The 14013-nt window shown below is 69.8% G+C and carries 13 protein-coding genes; 7 read left to right on the top strand and 6 right to left on the bottom strand.

Annotated elements, in window-relative coordinates:
• Positions 1 to 77: 77 nt before the first annotated feature.
• The 3 genes from BM345_RS15625 to BM345_RS15615 are packed head-to-tail and all read right to left on the bottom strand — an operon-like array spanning position 78 to position 2295.
• The gene (locus BM345_RS15625; RefSeq protein WP_093380914.1) at positions 78 to 1301 is read right to left on the bottom strand and encodes a beta-ketoacyl-[acyl-carrier-protein] synthase family protein; all 1224 of its coding nucleotides are present in this window, start codon (positions 1299 to 1301) and stop codon (positions 78 to 80) included.
• Complete coding sequence (locus tag BM345_RS15620) at positions 1298 to 1558, bottom strand: acyl carrier protein (protein WP_093380913.1); 261 nt, start codon at positions 1556 to 1558, stop codon at positions 1298 to 1300. Before BM345_RS15620 ends, BM345_RS15625 begins: the two co-directional genes overlap by 4 nt.
• A gap of 38 nt (positions 1559 to 1596) precedes the next feature.
• The gene (locus BM345_RS15615; protein ID WP_093380911.1) at positions 1597 to 2295 is read right to left on the bottom strand and encodes a phosphatase PAP2 family protein; all 699 of its coding nucleotides are present in this window, start codon (positions 2293 to 2295) and stop codon (positions 1597 to 1599) included.
• 120 nt (positions 2296 to 2415) lie between these two features.
• On the opposite strand from BM345_RS15615, the gene BM345_RS15610 reads away from it, so the two are divergent.
• Entirely contained in the window at positions 2416 to 2850 is a 435-nt protein-coding gene (locus tag BM345_RS15610; protein ID WP_093381160.1) for a DUF1841 family protein, read from the top strand.
• Between the two features lie 15 nt (positions 2851 to 2865).
• On the opposite strand, the gene BM345_RS15605 is transcribed toward BM345_RS15610, so the two are convergent.
• A complete protein-coding gene (locus tag BM345_RS15605) occupies positions 2866 to 3846 on the bottom strand; it encodes a LysR substrate-binding domain-containing protein (protein ID WP_093380909.1) in 981 nt (326 codons plus the stop codon).
• 106 nt (positions 3847 to 3952) lie between these two features.
• Between BM345_RS15605 and pcaH the strand changes: the two genes are divergently transcribed.
• Positions 3953 to 4654 carry a protocatechuate 3,4-dioxygenase subunit beta gene (gene pcaH / locus BM345_RS15600; protein WP_093380907.1) on the top strand — a complete coding sequence of 234 codons (702 nt, stop codon included), beginning with the start codon at positions 3953 to 3955 and terminating at the stop codon, positions 4652 to 4654.
• 19 nt (positions 4655 to 4673) lie between these two features.
• A complete protein-coding gene (pcaG, locus tag BM345_RS15595) occupies positions 4674 to 5282 on the top strand; it encodes a protocatechuate 3,4-dioxygenase subunit alpha (protein ID WP_093380905.1) in 609 nt (202 codons plus the stop codon).
• A gap of 10 nt (positions 5283 to 5292) precedes the next feature.
• Here pcaG and BM345_RS15590 read toward each other — a convergent pair whose 3' ends face one another.
• Positions 5293 to 6210: an AraC family transcriptional regulator gene (locus BM345_RS15590; protein ID WP_254789753.1), complete on the bottom strand. Its 918-nt coding sequence runs from the start codon at positions 6208 to 6210 to the stop codon at positions 5293 to 5295.
• Between the two features lie 162 nt (positions 6211 to 6372).
• Between BM345_RS15590 and BM345_RS15585 the strand changes: the two genes are divergently transcribed.
• The 4 genes from BM345_RS15585 (at position 6373) to BM345_RS15570 (ending at position 13541) form a co-directional block, all read left to right on the top strand.
• A complete protein-coding gene (locus BM345_RS15585; RefSeq protein WP_093380904.1) occupies positions 6373 to 7164 on the top strand; it encodes a fumarylacetoacetate hydrolase family protein in 792 nt (263 codons plus the stop codon).
• 218 nt (positions 7165 to 7382) lie between these two features.
• The gene (locus tag BM345_RS15580) at positions 7383 to 8660 is read left to right on the top strand and encodes a PucR family transcriptional regulator (RefSeq protein ID WP_175545026.1); all 1278 of its coding nucleotides are present in this window, start codon (positions 7383 to 7385) and stop codon (positions 8658 to 8660) included.
• 183 nt (positions 8661 to 8843) lie between these two features.
• Positions 8844 to 11156 carry a hypothetical protein gene (locus tag BM345_RS15575; protein ID WP_093380901.1) on the top strand — a complete coding sequence of 771 codons (2313 nt, stop codon included), beginning with the start codon at positions 8844 to 8846 and terminating at the stop codon, positions 11154 to 11156.
• A gap of 123 nt (positions 11157 to 11279) precedes the next feature.
• Positions 11280 to 13541: a DUF6351 family protein gene (locus BM345_RS15570; protein ID WP_093380899.1), complete on the top strand. Its 2262-nt coding sequence runs from the start codon at positions 11280 to 11282 to the stop codon at positions 13539 to 13541.
• A 37-nt stretch (positions 13542 to 13578) separates the two neighbouring features.
• Here the strand turns inward: BM345_RS15570 and BM345_RS15565 are convergent, their stop codons facing one another.
• Entirely contained in the window at positions 13579 to 14013 is a 435-nt protein-coding gene (locus BM345_RS15565; protein WP_093380898.1) for a DUF4189 domain-containing protein, read from the bottom strand.

Genomic DNA, 14013 nt, shown 5'->3' with positions numbered 1-14013 from the left:
ATCCGATGCGTGATAACCCGCGATGCCTGTCGCCAAGGAGGCAGGGCCTCGCGCCCCTGCCCTCGCATCGCCGGAACTCAGGCGCGCTGGAACACCAGCGCGGCGTTGGTGCCGCCGAAGGCGAAGGAGCTGCTGATGGCCGCCTGCAGCGAAGGCGCGGCCGTGTCGCCCTTGCGCACCAGGTTCAGCGCGCAGGCCGGATCGGGCTCGTCCCCGTGCATGTTGGGCGGCACGGCCCGGCATTGCAGCGCCATGACGGTGATCAGCGCCTCCAGCGCGCCGGCCGCGCCCAGCAGGTGGCCGTGCAGCGCCTTGGTGGAACTCACGCGCAACTGCGGCAGCGCATCGCCCCACACCTGCGCCAATGCCTCGCATTCGATCGGGTCGCCGATGCGCGTGGCGGTGCCGTGCGCGTTGCAGTAGCCCACGTCCTGGGGCGCCAGCCCGGCCATGCGCAGCGCCGCGCGCAGGGCGCGCGCCTGGCCGGCCGCCTCCGGCTTGGTGAGGTGCGAGGCATCGCAGCTGCTGCCCCAGCCCGACAGCCGCGCATGGCTGCGCGCGCCGCGGTCTGCGGCCCGCTGTTCCGATTCGAGGATCAGGAAGGCCGCGCCCTCGCCCAGCGCGAAGCCGCTGCGGTCTGCCGCGAAGGGTCGCACCGCCGTGGCGGCCTCGCCGGGCGGCGCGGAGGCCAAGGTCTGCATGGCCTGCCAGGCCATCACCACGCCGGGCACGATCAGTGCCTCGCTGCCGCCGGCGATCGCCATGTCGACCTCGCCGCTGCGGATGGCCTTGGCCGCCTCCGCGATGGCGATGGCCGAGGAGGCGCAGGCGACGGAATAGGTCAGCACCGGGCCCAGCACCTTGCGCCGCATGGCGATGTGCGAAGCCGGCGCGTTGGGCATGAAGGCCGGAATGGTCAGCGGCGGCACGCGTCCGCTGGCGCCGCCGCGGTAGGCGGCCTCGAGCGCGCTGGCGCCACCCATGCCGCAGCCGACGTAGACGCCGATGCGCTCGCCCTGCGCTTCGCTCCAGGGGTCCTGCAGGCCCGCGTCGGCCAGTGCCAGTTCGGCGGCGGCCAGGGCCAGCTGGCTGACCCGGTCCACGCCGGCCAGCTGCAGCTTGCTGAACCAGGGTGAGGGATCGAATGCTGCGGTGGCGGCCAGGGCCGGCTTGGGCAACTCGGGGAAGACCGCGTGGATGGCCGACTCGCCGCGCAGCAGTGCATCGAATGCCAAGGCCGGATCCCGGCCGTGCGGACTCACCAGCCCCAGGCCGGTGACGGCGATGCCCGGCTCGCTCATGCGACCCGCTGTTTCGGCGCCTGCTCGGCGTCGGCGCGCGCCTGGTCGACCATGGCGGTCAACTGGGCCAGCGTGTCCATCGCGGGGTCGGGATCGGGCAGGGTGACGTGCAGGCGGTCCTCGATCTCGAAGAGGAATTCGGCCAGGGCGAGCGAGTCGAAGCCCTTGTCGCGCATCGAGGCGTTCGGGTCGAGATCGGCCGGGTCGATGCCGTATTTTTCCTGGATCAGGTCTTGAAGTTCCTTGAGCGAACTCATGTCGGTCGTCTTGGAGTTATGTGGCTGACGGATTGTCACTAGCGGTCCATGATAGCCACCATCGGCACCGACCCGGGCGCCGGGGCCGGCCGCCAGCGCAGCGAGGCCCAGGCGAACACCCCGCCCAGCAGCGTGCCGCCCACCACGTCGTAGAACACGTGCTGGCCGGTGGCAAGGGTCGAATAGCTGATGGCCAGGAACCAGGCCAGGTTGATCGCCCGCAGCGGCCAGGGGGCGCGGGCGGACTTGAAGATGTGCTCGATCCAGCAGGCCGTGAAGATGGCGATGGCCACGTGCATCGAGGGGCAGGCATTGCCCGCGGCGTCGATGCCGCGCAGCAGCGCGAAGCCGGGAAAGCCGCCCGCGTCCATGGGCTGCAGCGGGATGCGCGTGGGGAATGCGGCGAACAGCGCCAGCCCGGTCAGGCACAGGGCGCCGGCCCACAGGCCGTAGACCAGCAGCTCGCGGAAGCTGCGCTGAAGCCCCGGGGCGATGCCCACGTAGACCCAGAGCGACAGGTAGGGAATGAGCCAGGCCGGCTGGAAGGGGACCCAGGCGTCCACGAGGGTGAGCGGCATCTCGAAGACCGGCCGCATCGGGTTGCGCAGAAGGTGGAAGTAGCCGATGAAGAAGACCCAGATCCAGGCCGTGGTGCCGACGACCTTGAGCGGCTGCAGGACGCGCAGGCGCTGGCCGATGTCGTGGGTCCAGGGCGGGCGCGGCGGGCGTTCTTGCATGGGTGTTCGAGCAGCAGATGGCGGCGTGGAGCGAGGCCCCTATCTTGCCCCAGCCGCGTGACGGCGCATGCCCCGCCCCGCACAGGGCCCAAGGGCTCGGTGCTACCCTCGCCGGCCATCATGTTCAATCCATCCCAAGAAGAGGTACGCCGCTTTTTCTGCGACGTGTACGCCAAGAGCCGCCAAGGCCGCCCGCTGGAGGCCCTGGAAACGATCGCTGCGGGCTGGATCGACGCGCATCCCGAGTACCACGCCGACCTGCAGGACGCGGACGCCGCCGTGGCCCGCATCTATGACGGCGCCGACGGACGCGAGAACCCCTTCCTGCACCTGGCCATGCACCTGTCGATCAGCGAGCAGTGCTCCATCGACCAGCCGCGCGGCATCCGCCAGGCCGTGGAACTGCTGGCCGCACGCCGCGACTCGCTGCTGGACGCGCACCACGAGGCGATGGAGTGCCTGGGGCAGATGATGTGGGAATCGCAGCGCGCGGGGCGGCCGCCGGATGGCGAGGCCTACATTGCGTGCGTGCAGCGCAGGGCAACACGGGACTGAGCCGGCGCCAGCGCTCTAGCGCTTCCGCCTGGCCGTGGCGCCCCCATCCAGCCGCCGCGCCTCGTCGCGCAGCAGGGCAACCAGCGCGCTTCGAGCCGGCGAAGCGGGCGCATCCGTTCGCAGCAGCAGGCCCACCGGCTCCTCGGTGCCCGGCGTGTCGATGCGCAATCGAACCAGCGTGCCCGAGGCCAGCTCGCGGCGGGCCGCGCCCAGCGGGGTGATCCAGATGCTGTCGGAGCCGGCCACCAGCGCGCTGGCCACCGACACGTCCAGGGTCTGCAGCGCATCGGCCGGCAGCGCCAGGCCCAGGCTGGCCAGCAGGCTCTCGGTGTGGTGGCGCGGGATGGTGCCCTCGCCGTAGACCACCAGCGGATAGCCCAGGGCCGCGCGCGCCGAGGCACCGCGCTTGGCCAGCGGATGACCTGCGCGGGCCGCGAACACCAGCGGCTCGGTGTGCAGCAGCTCGAAGCTCAGCCCGCTGGTCAACGACGGGTCGCTCATGCGGCCCACCACCACGTCCAGTTCGCCCGCGCGCAGGTCGGCCAGCAGCACCGCGTTGGCCGCGCTCTTGACCATGATCTGCAGCCCCTGGCGCTGCGCGCGCAGCCGCGCCAGCGCCTGCGGCAGCAGCGAGGGCGCCACGCTGGGCAGCGCTCCGATGCGCAGGCGCTCCAGCCGCTCGCCGCCGGCCACTGGCGCCACCGCCTGCGCGCTGGCATCGATGGCCTCCAGCACGCGCAGGGCCTGGGCCAGAAGCTGCTCGCCGGCGGCCGTGAGCCCCTGCACGCCGCGCCGCCCGGCGCCACCGCGCTCCACCAGGCGGGTGCCGGCCAGCTCCTCCAGCTCGGTCAGCGTCTTGGACATGGCCGGCTGACTCAGCGCCAGGCGCTCGGCGGCGCGCGCCAGGTGGCGCTCCTGCGCCACGGCGACGAAGCAGCGCAGGTGGCGCAGCTGCACGTTGCGCGCGAAGGCCAGGGCGGCGGCGGAATTCTTCAATTACCAATGCTCATGTAAATCGTCGGAATGTTCAATTTACATCATCAAATGGCAGTCTTAAAGTCCTGCCATTCCGATTCCCCCCGATCCCAAGGAGACCCCCACGATGGCCAAGCTCGACCCCCGCGACTGGGACAGTCACCCGTCCTACATCTACCCCGGCTACAAGTCGACAGTGAAGCGCGGCCCGACCCAGCCGCTGATTCCGCTGAAGGCCTCGATGGCCGAGCTGCGCCAGCCGGTGTACGGCCACGACAGCATCGGCGAGCTGGACCACGACCTCACCCGCAACGCCCGCATGAACGGCGAGCCGCTGGGCGAGCGCATGATCCTCACCGGCCGCGTGCTCGACGAGCGCAAGCGCCCGGTGCGCAACACGCTGGTGGAACTCTGGCAGGCCAACGCCGCCGGCCGCTACGTGCACAAGGTGGACCAGCACGACGCCCCGCTGGACCCCAACTTCCTGGGCGCCGGCCGGTGCCTCACCGACAGCGAGGGCCGCTACCGCTTCCTCACCATCAAGCCCGGCGCCTACCCCTGGGGCAACCACCCCAACGCCTGGCGTCCGCAGCACATCCACCTGTCGCTGTTCGGCGAGCACTACGCCAGCCGCCTGGTGACGCAGATGTACTTCCCCGGCGACCCGCTGCTGCAGTACGACCCCATGGTCACCGGCACACCCGAGAAGTACCGCAACCGCCTGATCGCCGACTTCAGCCTGGACATCACCGAAGAGGGCTACGCCCTGGGCTACCAGTTCGACATCGTCCTGCGCGGCGCGGACGAGACCCACTTCGAGAACCGTTGAACGCACAGGGAGACACAGCATGCTGATGAGCGCACTCGAGACCAACTTCGGCCAGACCCCCTCGCAGACGGTCGGCCCCTACTTCGCCTACGGCCTGGCGGCCACGCAGTACGGCTACAACTTCAACCAGCCCTTCGACGACCGCGTGGCGCTGGACGGCGCGCGCGGCCAGCGCATCCGCCTGGTCGGCCGCGTGATCGACGGCGACGGCAAGCCGATCAACGACGCCATGGTCGAGATCTGCCAGCCCGACGGCGAAGGCCACTACCCCACTTCAGTGGAAGACGCCAAGGCGCGGGGATTCCGCGGCTTCGGCCGCATGGGCACGGGCACCGACGCGCAGAACCGCTTCGTGTTCCAGACCGTGAAGCCCGGCGCCAACGCGGCCGGCGAGGCGCCCTTCGTCGGCGTCATCGTCACCATGCGCGGCATGCTGCTGCACGCCTTCACCCGCGCGTACTTTGCCGACGAGGCCAAGGCCAACGCCGAGGACGCCGTGCTGGCCCAGGTGCCGGCCGAACGCCGCGACACCTTGCTGGCCCAGCGCAGCGAGGAAGGCGGCCAGGTCACCTACACCTTCGACATCCACATGCAGGGCGACAAGGAAACGGTGTTCTTCGACGTCTGAGCCCCACGGACTAGACGCGGTTCTTCTCGCGGAACGCGCGCGGCGTCAGGCCGGCCTGCTGCCGGAAGCGCCGCGCGAAATAGTCGGCATCGCGAAAGCCGCATTGCTGGGCCACGGCGGCGATGCTCGCGCCGGAGGCCAGCAACAGCTCCTTGGCCTGCTCCAGCCGCCGCTCGGTCACCAGCTCGGTGAAGGTGCGGTCGGTCTGCTTCTTGAGCAGGTGCGCCAGGTAGTTGGGCGAGAGCATGGCGGCAGCGGCCGCCTCCTGCAGCGACATCTCCTCGTGCAGGTGCTCGCGCACATAGCGCATCACCCGCTGCAGCGCATCGCGCCTTGACGTGCGCCCGCCATGACGCGCGGCCTGCGCGCGCAGCGGCGCCTCGTGCCGCCTGCAGGCCAGCGCCAGGATCTGCAGCAGGAGGCCGCGGATCGCGGCCGTGGCGGCGAAGCCGCGCTCGCGGTTCAGCTCCGCCAGCTCATCGAGCCAGGCCAGGATGCGGGCGAAGTCCGCAGCGTCGAAATGGAAGTCGACGTACTCCTGGAACAGGAAGGGCGCGAGTTCCGGCACGCGCGGCACGCTGACCTCTTCCAGCTCCAGCGCTTCCACGTCCAGTTCCGGCCAGAGAAAGTTCTGGTCGAAGTTGACGATGGCGTAGCGCGCGCCCGGCGGGTGCGGCACCACGTGCAGCCGGTAAGGCAGCACGAAGCTCAGGTGGCCCGCGCCGAAGGAGCGCACCGCGCCGCCGATGACCTGCTGCGAGCCGCCTTCCACGCTCACCTGGATCTGGAAGTACTCATGCCGGTGCGGCCGCGCCAGCACATCGCGCGCGCCCTCGAAGCGGATGTCGAAGTCCAGGTGGTTCGCGCGCTCCTGCATGCCGTAGAGGCGCGCCGCGGAGGAACGAGGGCTGGGCGGGGTCTTGGGCATCGGTCGATGGTAAGCGCGGCGATTGCGTCCTGATTTTGCGTAGATGCGTGCGGGAGCGCGAGCCGGAGTCTGCCCAGAATCGGTGGCTGACCCGGCCGGTCGCAAGCGCCTGGCGGGGTCATCGATTCCATTTCTTCCAATGCCAAGAATCAGGAGACTTACATGACCACCTCCCGCCGCAACCTGCTGGCCGGGTCCGCCACCATGGCCACCGGCGCCCTCGTCGGATGCGCCCTGCCCGCCGGCGCCGCGCGCTCGCCGCAGACACCGTTCGACGTCGCGCAGCCCACCATTCCGATCGTGGGCAGCGACCAGGTGTTCCCGGTGCGCCGCATCTATTGCATCGGGCGCAACTACGCGGCGCATGCGCGCGAGATGGGCTCGGACCCGACGCGCGAGCCACCCTTCTTCTTCCAGAAGCCCAGCGATGCGATCCAGGTCGTCATGCCCGGCAAGGTGGCCGACCATCCCTACCCCACGCTGACCAGGAACTACCACTACGAAGTGGAACTGGTGGTGGCCCTGGCCAAGGGCGGGCGCGACATCAAGCCGGAAGACGCGCTGTCCTACGTGTACGGCTACTCGCTGGGCCTGGACATGACGCGCCGTGACCTGCAGCGCGAGATGGGCGACCAGAAGAAGCCCTGGGAGATCGGCAAGAGCTTCGACCATTCGGCACCTATCGGCCCGATCCACCCGGTGGCGCAAGTAGGCCACTTCGCCGATGGCGCGATCTGGCTCAAGGTGAACGGCACGACCAAGCAGGACGCGACGCTCAAGCACATGATCTGGTCGGTGGCCGAGCAGATCAGCCGACTGTCGCAGGCGAACGAACTGATGGCCGGCGACATCATCTATGCGGGCACGCCGGAGAACGTCGGCCCGGTGGTGCGCGGCGACCTGATCGAGATCCACATCGACCGCCTGCCGAACCTGTCGGTCAGGATCGTCTGAGCGCGGCACACCTGTCGCATCCGCCAGGGCGCCCGATTGGGCGCCCTTTTCATTTGGCACCAGCGCTGGCAATCACTCTTGCGCCCCGCCACAGGCTTGCTCAAGATCGACGATGACAGTGCCGACCTGAAAGGCACTGCACGAGCGACACATGCCGCGAGAAGGCGGCGTGCATGAAAACGAGACAACGGGCCCCGCCGGGCCCGCAGCAAGCAAGAATGGCAGAACAACAAGAGTTTTTCTCCGGCGCGCAGCCGCTCTCGCCGCGCCTGCGCCGGCTGGTGGCGGGCCTGCGCGAGGACAGCGCCGGCCTGTCCGAGCGCATGCTGCAGACGCTGCGCAGCACCATCCCGGAATACGGATCGCTGGGCGATTCGCTGGCCCAGGACGTCTACCGCGCCGGCGTGAAGAACGCCGAACTCTGGTACGACTCGCTATTGGCCGGCGGCCGTCCGCACGAGGACAACCTGCGCTGGATCGGCCGCTTCAGCCAGCGCCGCCACGCGCAGGCGCTGTCGCTGTCCGCGCTGCTGCAGGCCTACCGCACCGGCACCCGCGTCTACATGGACGCGATGCTGTCGCAGGTGCGCGAGCACCCCACCCTGCGCGACGAGATGCTGTTCCGCGTCTCCCCCTTCCTGCTGTACTACAGCGACCTGATGAGCCGCACGGTGAGCGACACCTACCTCACCGAGCACTCGCGCGAGCTGCTGTGGAAGGAGCAGTTGCAGGCGCGCCTCTCGGCCGCCGTGTTCAACCCCACCAGCCCGGGCGCCTTCGAGGACGCGGCGCGCGCGCTGGGCATCGCGCCCGAGCATCCGCACGTGGCGCTGGCCCTGCGCCTGGGGCCTGCGCAGTTGCCGGCCACCGACCCGACGCTGCCCGAGCAGATCCTGGAGGCCCTGGTGGCCACCGCGCCCAGCGACAGCGCTCCGGTGGCGCGCAGCCTGCACCACGGCCACTGGCTGGCCTGGCTGCCGCTGGTGGCCGGCGAGACGGCGGACGCGCGCGAGCGGCGACTGGGCGAACGCGCCCGCCAGCTGCTGCGCGCCTTCCCGGACGCCGAGGCCGCGGGCGTGGGGTTGCCCGGCGCGGCTGCGGCCGGTTGGCGCACCAGCGCCGAGCAGGCCATGGGCGCCATCGACCTGGGCCGGCGGCTGCACAAGGGCGGCGCGAGCTTCCGCTATTCGGACTTCGCGCTGGACACGCTGATGCGCCAGTCCTCCGAGATGAGCGGCCTGTGCGGCGAGATGGTGGCCTGCATTGCCGCCGAGCCCCAACTGCTGGAAACGCTGGAGACCTACTTCGAACACCGCCAGAACCACAAGGTCACGGCGGCGGCCCTGGGCATCCATCGCAACACGCTGCTGCACCGGCTGGCCCACATCGAGGCCATGCTCGGAGCCAGCTTCGACGACATGGACTGGCTGTCGCGCATCTACCTCGCGCTGCGCCAGCGGCGGCTGAGCCGCGGCACGCTGCCCTCCCTCCACTAGAACCACCGCGCCGCCCGCCCTTGTGCACATGCACAGTGCGACGGGGCACCTTGCCAATGGCGCCGCGCGGGGCCCGACCGTAGAGTCGTTGCACGCCCCCCTGCGGCTGCGACAGGCATTGCCCGCCTGCCGTGCAGCCCGGGCGTTCGAGATCACGAGACGACAACACGGAGACAAGATTCCATGCGATTGCCAGACAGCGGACAGCCCTCTGCACGTCCATCCTCCCGAACCCTGACTTCCGCCAAGCCCTGGTTCGCCTGGGTCGGCACCGCCCTGCTCGCGGCTGCGCTGGCGGCCTGCGGCGGCGGCGGCTCGAACCCGCCGCCTGCCGCCGGGGGCGGCAGCAACAACGGCGGAAACAACGGCAGTGGCGGAACCGCGCCCCCGGCCATGCTGGCCAGCATCGACGACCAACTGCCTGCGGATGCCGCTGCCAAGGCCGATGGCTGCGACTTCCTGGACGCGAGCCATTGCATGCTGCCCTTCCCGAACGACTACTACACGGTGGCCGATGCGGGCACCGACACCGGCCGGCGGCTGAACCTCAAGACCTCCTCGATGCCGCGCAGCCAGATCGCGGCCAACCGTGCCATCGACACCACCGAGTGGAACCGCAACGACGGCTTCTCGCCCGGCGCGATGGTGGTCACCCGCGTGCCCGGCGTGGACCTGGACAAGAGCGGCGCGCCGCGCCTGTCCGACCTGTCGGCTTCGCTCAAGAGCGACGCGCCGGTGATGCTGATCGACGCCGACACGCTGGAACAGAAGCTCGTCTGGGCCGAGTTGGACACCAACAGCGTCGGCACGCCGGAAAAGCAGAGCCTGAACATCCGCGTGGCCAAGAGCCTGGAATGGGGCCACCGCTACATCGTCGTGCTGCGCAACATGAAGGACGCGCAGGGCAAGGCCATCGAGGTCGGCCCCGCCTTCCAGATCTACCGTGACCGGCACGAAAGCAAGCTGGACTTCGTGAACGGGCGGCGCGAGCACATGGAAGCCCTCTTCGCCACGCTGAAGAAGGCGGGCGTGGCGCGCGAGTCGCTGTACCTGGCGTGGGACTTCACGGTGGCCTCCAGGAAGAACACCACCGGCCGCATGCTGGCGATCCGCGACCAGGGCTTTGCGGCGCTGACGAACGGCACGCCCGCCTTCACCGTGGACACGGTGACTGAAGATCCCACCGACCTGAAGATCGCGCGGCACATCGAGGGCACGATCACGGTGCCCAGCTTCGTCGTCACGCCCAACACCGGCACCGACATCATGCCGGTGGTGGCGGCCGTCGGGCCCTACCTGCAAGGCAAGGCGCCGATCAACCTGCCCGCCATCAAGACCGCCTTCGACGCCATCGGCGACAAGCCCCTGCCGCTGCCGCACTTCAAATACGCCTCGGCCACGCCCGGCGTGAACGACGTGCCGGTGCAGAACGGCACGATGACGGTGAAGTACATGTGCAACATCCCGCGCTCGGCCCTCAACGTCGACGGCAGCGTGAACCCCGCACGCATCTCGCTGTACGGCCACGGCCTGTTCGGCCGCGCCGCCGAGATGAACGGCGGCAACGTCAAGTCGATGGGCAACGAGCACAACTTCGTGTTCTGCGCCACCAACTGGTATGGCTTCTCCGAGGACGAGATCGTGCCCTCGGTATTCGCCTTCTTCGACCTGTCCAATGCGCGGGTGCCCTTCGACACCACGCAGCAGGGCGTGCTCAACATGATGATGCTGGGCCGCGCGATGAAGAGCGCACAGGGCTTCGCCACGAACGCGGCATTCCAGATGGGCAGCACGCCCACCAGCGTGCTGGACACCGGCGAGTTGTTCTACGACGGCAACAGCCAGGGCGGCATCCTGGGCGGCATGTTCATGAGCGTGGCGCAGGACGTGCAGCGCGGCGTGCTGGGCGTGCCCGGCATGAACTACTCGCTGCTGCTCGAGCGCAGTGCCGACTGGCCGCAGTTCGCCTCGATGGTGTATGGCGCCTACCCGGACAGCCTGGACCAGCAGTTCATCTTCTCGCTGTGGCAGTCGCTCTGGGACCGCGCCGAGGCCAACGGCTATGCGCAGGCCATGACCGACAACCCGCTGCCCAACACGCCGGCGCACAAGGTGCTGATGCATGTGGCCTACGGTGACCACCAGGTCTCGATGTGGGCCGCCGAGATCGAGGCGCGCACCATCGGCGCCAAGCTCTACTGCCCGGCGCTGGCCCCGGGCCGTCATCCGGACGCCAACCCCTACTTCCAGCTCTCGTGCATGGACAACGCCACCGGCCACGACGGCTCCGCCATCGTGCTGTGGGACAGCGGCCCGGGCCGCACCACCGTGCCGCCGCAGGGCAACGTGCCGCCCACCACCGGCACCGATCCGCACAGCGATCCGCGCTCCACGCTGATGGCACGCGCGCAGAAGGCGGCCTTCCTGAAGACCGGAGGGAGCGTGGTCGACAAATGCGGCAACGCGCCCTGCCGTGCGGATGCCTACGTGCCCTGAAGAAGCGCCTTGCGCGGCTTGCCCGCGCGGGGCCTTGACGACTTGACAACCCGATGACGACATCCAGCGGCTCGCCCAGGCGCGAGCCGCTTTCCGCTTGACGACGACAACGAGGAGACACCCATGAACCCACGGCCCGGCGCCCGCTATCGCCATGTGCTGCTGACCACGCTGCTGGCCGCCACGCTCGCATCCTGCGGCGGTGGCAGCAGCAGCAACAACAACGCAGGTGGCGGCAGCACACCGCCGCCCAGCCAGGGTGGCGGCGAGCCGCCCGCACCCACGGTGGCCGAGCTGAAGCTGCAGACCCTGTCCAGCCGCGCCGACATGGTCAGCGGCGGCGACGCGCTTGTGCAGGTGACCCTGCCCCAGGGCGTGGACGCGGCCAGCGTGAAGCTGCTGCGCGACGGCACCGACGTGAGCGCGGCGCTGAAGGCCTCGGACGACGGCCGCACGCTGCGCGGCCTGGTGTCCGGCCTGGCCCAGGGCAGCAACAAGTTGGAGGCGATGACCGCCGCCGGGACGGCCTACGGCACGTTGACCGTGACCAACCACCCGATCACCGGCCCGCTGTTCTCCGGCACGCAGCTCTCGCCCTTTGAATGCCGCACCAGCGAATCGGGCATGGGCTCGCCGCTGGATGCGAACTGCTCGGCCGCGACGCGCTACGACTGGTTCTACTTCACGGCCGCCGGCGCCGCCAAGGCGCTGGCCGATCCGCTGGGCCCGCGCCCGTCCGACCTGGCGACGGCCACCACCATCGAGGGCAAGACCGTGCCCTTCATCGTGCGGGTGGAGTCGGGCACCATCAACCGCTCGATCTACCGCATCGCGGTGCTGGACGACCCGGCCGAGGCCGGCAAGTGGAACGGCGCTGGCTGGAACCGGCGGGTGGTGTTCCGCTTCGGCGAATCGACCGCGGCGCAGTACAACCAGGGCACGTTGCAGCTCACCGAGGTCTTCAAGGCCGACGCGGTGGACCAGCAGAGCATCCGGGCGCTGGAGCGCGGCTTCGCCTACGTGGTGTCCAGCCTGAACATCAACAAGGTCAATGCCAACGACGTGGTGGCGGCCGAGACGGCCACCATGATCCGCGAGCACATCGCCAAGGCCTACGGCCTGCCGCGCTGGATGGTGGGCATGGGCGGTTCGGGCGGCGCGATCCAGCAGATGATGATCGCGCAGAACTATCCCGGCGTGCTCGACGGCATCATGCCGGACGCAGCCTTCCCGGACGTGTTCGGCACGGCGATGGCGGTGTCGGACTGCCGGCTGCTCAACCGCTACTTCGCCGCCAACCCGACCCTGGCGCCGCTGCGCCAGGCCTTCGAGGGCCACCTGAGCACCGCATTCGGCAAGACCTGTGCGAACTGGGACGCAGGCAACGGCGACGCGGTGCTGGCCACCAGCGGCTCGGTCACGCCGGCCTGCGGCCTGAACGACAGCACCAAGGTCTACAACCCGCTGACCAATCCGACCGGCGCGCGTTGCACGGTCTACGACATCAACGCCAACACGCTCGGTCGCGATCCGGCCACCGGCGCCGCGCATCGGCCGCTGGACAACGTGGGCGTGCAGTACGGCCTGGCCAGCCTGCGCAAGGGCCTCATCACGACCACGCAGTTCCTCGACCTCAACGAAGCCATCGGCGGCTACGACGTGGACGGCAACATCGTGGCGAGCCAGCGTACGGTGGGCGATGCCCAGGGGCTGGCGCGCAGCTACGAGATGGGCCGCCTCGGCTCGGGTGGCGGGGGCCTGGCGACGGTGCCGATCCTGAGCCTGCACCCCTACGGGGAGCCCGGTGGCGACATCCACACCATCTACAACGACATCAAGATCCGCGAGCAGCTGAAGAAATCCAACGGACGGGCGGACAACCAGGTGATCTGGCTGTTCCCCAACCCGCAGCTGGCGGCGCTGGTGGGCAAGCCCGCCCAGCAGGTGCCGCTGTCGCTGCAGCTCAAGGACCTGCTGATGACGCGCCTGACCTTGATGACCACCTGGCTGGATGCCATCACCGCAGACCCGAGCGCTTTGACGCCGGACAAGGTGGCGAAGTACAAGCCGGCGGACGCGACCGATTCCTGCTGGGACGTGAACGACGGTGCCCGCTACCAGGAAGAGGCGACGATGAGCGGCGCCGGCAAATGCAACGCGCTCTACCCCAAGACGCCCGCGCCGCGCATGGTGGCCGGCGGACCGGTGAGCGACGACATCCTGAAATGCCAGCTCAAGCCCATCGACGATGCGGACTACGCACCGGCCGTGTTCACCCCGACGGAAAAGCTGCGCCTGCAGGCCATCTACCCGCAGGGCGTGTGCGACTTCGGCAAGCCGGGCGTGGGCCAGGCGGCGCTGAAGGGAACCTGGCTGAAGTACTGAGCCGGAGCGGCGCCGCGCGGGGCCGCCCCGCGGGCGCCTAGTCGCCGCCCACCGAGCACACCGACACCAGCACCTTGCAGGGCTCGGTCGGCAGGTGGGCGTTGCACTGGGCCGCGGCGTTCGAGCGGGCCGCGTCCAGGGTGGGCGCGGAGGCCACGCCCCATTCGCTGAAGTTGCCGGTGGCCATGGCGCCGCAGGCGCGGTCGAAGGTCATCCGCACCTCGCAGCCGCTGCCCGCCCGGCCGGCGCGGCGCTGGCATTGGGCACGGGCGGCATTCTCGGCCCCGGTACGGGTGGCCTGGTTGAAGGAGTAGCCGTAGAGCCCGTCGACCGTGGCGATGGCGCCCCAGCGCGGGGCCGGCTTGGCCGCGTCGGCGGCAGCGAATGCGGTGCCGGCCGCCAGGCCGATCAGGCCACCGGCGATCCAGGCCGCCAGGGCCTTGGCGCGCGGAGCCTGGACGGAAAGAAGCAA

It is taken from the genome of Variovorax sp. OV329 (genome assembly GCF_900114785.1).
Classification (GTDB): domain Bacteria; phylum Pseudomonadota; class Gammaproteobacteria; order Burkholderiales; family Burkholderiaceae_C; genus Variovorax.
Note: the sequence above shows the minus strand (reverse complement) of the source record. Positions and strands in the feature narration are given on the sequence as shown.

Coding starts and splice junctions, on each gene's coding strand:
- BM345_RS15570 (WP_093380899.1), top strand. CDS start 11,280: ATGAACCCACGGCCCGGCGCCCGCTATCGCCATGTGCTGCTGACCACG.
- BM345_RS15625 (WP_093380914.1), bottom strand. CDS start 1,301: ATGAGCGAGCCGGGCATCGCCGTCACCGGCCTGGGGCTGGTGAGTCCG.
- BM345_RS15610 (WP_093381160.1), top strand. CDS start 2,416: ATGTTCAATCCATCCCAAGAAGAGGTACGCCGCTTTTTCTGCGACGTG.
- BM345_RS15575 (WP_093380901.1), top strand. CDS start 8,844: ATGCGATTGCCAGACAGCGGACAGCCCTCTGCACGTCCATCCTCCCGA.
- BM345_RS15585 (WP_093380904.1), top strand. CDS start 6,373: ATGACCACCTCCCGCCGCAACCTGCTGGCCGGGTCCGCCACCATGGCC.
- BM345_RS15620 (WP_093380913.1), bottom strand. CDS start 1,558: ATGAGTTCGCTCAAGGAACTTCAAGACCTGATCCAGGAAAAATACGGC.
- BM345_RS15590 (WP_254789753.1), bottom strand. CDS start 6,210: ATGCCCAAGACCCCGCCCAGCCCTCGTTCCTCCGCGGCGCGCCTCTAC.
- pcaG (WP_093380905.1), top strand. CDS start 4,674: ATGCTGATGAGCGCACTCGAGACCAACTTCGGCCAGACCCCCTCGCAG.
- BM345_RS15580 (WP_175545026.1), top strand. CDS start 7,383: ATGGCAGAACAACAAGAGTTTTTCTCCGGCGCGCAGCCGCTCTCGCCG.
- BM345_RS15615 (WP_093380911.1), bottom strand. CDS start 2,295: ATGCAAGAACGCCCGCCGCGCCCGCCCTGGACCCACGACATCGGCCAG.
- pcaH (WP_093380907.1), top strand. CDS start 3,953: ATGGCCAAGCTCGACCCCCGCGACTGGGACAGTCACCCGTCCTACATC.